Origin of the sequence: Anoxybacillus tengchongensis (assembly GCF_014201585.1) — a bacterium.
Taxonomy (GTDB): domain Bacteria; phylum Bacillota; class Bacilli; order Bacillales; family Anoxybacillaceae; genus Anoxybacillus; species Anoxybacillus tengchongensis.
This window is the reverse complement of record NZ_JACHES010000027.1, coordinates 1-1,601: the sequence shown is the minus strand read 5'-3', so window position 1 is coordinate 1,601 and position 1,601 is coordinate 1. Positions and strand designations below refer to the sequence as shown.

Annotated in this window: 1 protein-coding gene; it reads left to right on the top strand. The window is 45.3% G+C overall.

Annotated elements, in window-relative coordinates; translation table 11 throughout:
• Window positions 1-119: 119 nt before the first annotated feature.
• Window positions 120-1,469: an ISLre2 family transposase gene (locus HNQ82_RS14425; protein ID WP_183250467.1), complete on the top strand. Its 1,350-nt coding sequence runs from the start codon at window positions 120-122 to the stop codon at window positions 1,467-1,469.
• The last annotated feature ends 132 nt before the right edge of the window (window positions 1,470-1,601 follow it).

Below are 1,601 nucleotides of genomic sequence, written 5' to 3'. Positions count from 1 at the left end.
GTTCCTGATTTGGTATAATCAGGAACCTGTCCGATATGTAAGCAAAATAGATGAAAAATGGGCTCTCCTCCTGTAAGGTAGTAAGTGCGAAAAAATAACCAAAGAAAGGAGTGGAGCCCATGCAGGATTATATCACAGATGGAGTCACATGGAAAGACATTGAACAGTTATTGTTTCGGCATATGCAAAAAGAATATGGTCAACTGCTTCAACAGGTGTTGGAGGACATCGATCACACATTAGCGGAAAAACGAGATAAAAAACGATATGCGCTCAAAGATAAACGACTGATACGGATGCAGACGATGTTTGGAGAAGTGGAAGTCAAGCGGAACTATTACTTCGATCGGGAAAAACGGAGGTATGTCTGTCTGTTGGATGCTTTTCTTCAGTTTGAGGGGGCACATGGAGTCAGTCCGTTGTTAGAAGAAACAGCGATTCATCTGGCAGTGACAGGTTCATCGTATCGACAAGCTGCCCAGTCCTTAGAAAAACTAGTGGGATATGCGTGCATGAGCCACGAAACGATACGCCAGTTGATTGTCGAGGCAGAAGTCGATGGACACCGCAAGATGGAGAAAAAAGGTCGGGTATTTTTCATTGAAGCAGATGGACTATACGTCAAACGGCAACGAAGCCGCATGAAAGGAAAAGAAGAGAAAATCGTGACGATTCACCAAGGATGGGAGAAAAACGGCAAACGAGTTTCTTTGGTGAACCGACGCTACTATGTTCATCAAACGAATGAGCCAATCTGGGAAGCCGTCGAGAGCTTCTTAGTGAAAGAATATGGGTATGATCCACTAGAAGATTGGGTCGTCATCAATGGAGATGGTGCACCATGGATCACGGCTTGTCGTGAATATTTCGGAGATAGAGGGTACTTTCAGCTCGATCGGTTCCATGTGGCGAGAGAGATTCGGCAATTGTTCCGAGGTCATGCGAGATATCGGGCGATTCGAAAAACATTCGCGTCATGGGATGAAGAGGGGGTGTTACGAGAACTCACAAGTGCCATCGGTACGCTAGAACATGAGGAGAAGGAAAAGCAACTCGAGGCGCTTGTTCGTCGAATCGAGGAGATGCCAGGATGTTTGCGTGACTATCGCGTATGGCTGAAGGAAAAAGGGATCGACACGACAAACATGAGAGCGATGGGGAGTGCGGAAGGAACGATGCATGTGTTTGCGAAACGAAGTAAAAACGGTCGAAGCTGGAAAGATGCAGGGATTGAAGCGATGTTGCGAGCGATCGTCGCGATAAAAGATACGTTACTCATTCGGACACGCCGTGGGGTGATGTATGGCGTGGAAGAACGAGAAGAAACGAAACGAGAAGCGATCGTGAAAAAGGCAATGAAACGCGTCTCATCTCGAATGAAGGAAGTGATTCGGGACAACATTCCGTATTTCCGTCAGTCTTCAGGAACGCCGATTTACGAGGTATTACAAGCATTGAAAGGTTTTTAAAAACACAGATATAGGCACATACCTACAGGATAAGAGCAGATAAAAGCGCTTACATGAAACAAGTCCATAAAACCATATATAACCAATAAAATCGGTCGAGAAAAAAATCTCCCACAAAGTCTTGACTCAAAC

Coding starts and splice junctions, on each gene's coding strand:
- HNQ82_RS14425 (WP_183250467.1), top strand. CDS start 120: ATGCAGGATTATATCACAGATGGAGTCACATGGAAAGACATTGAACAG.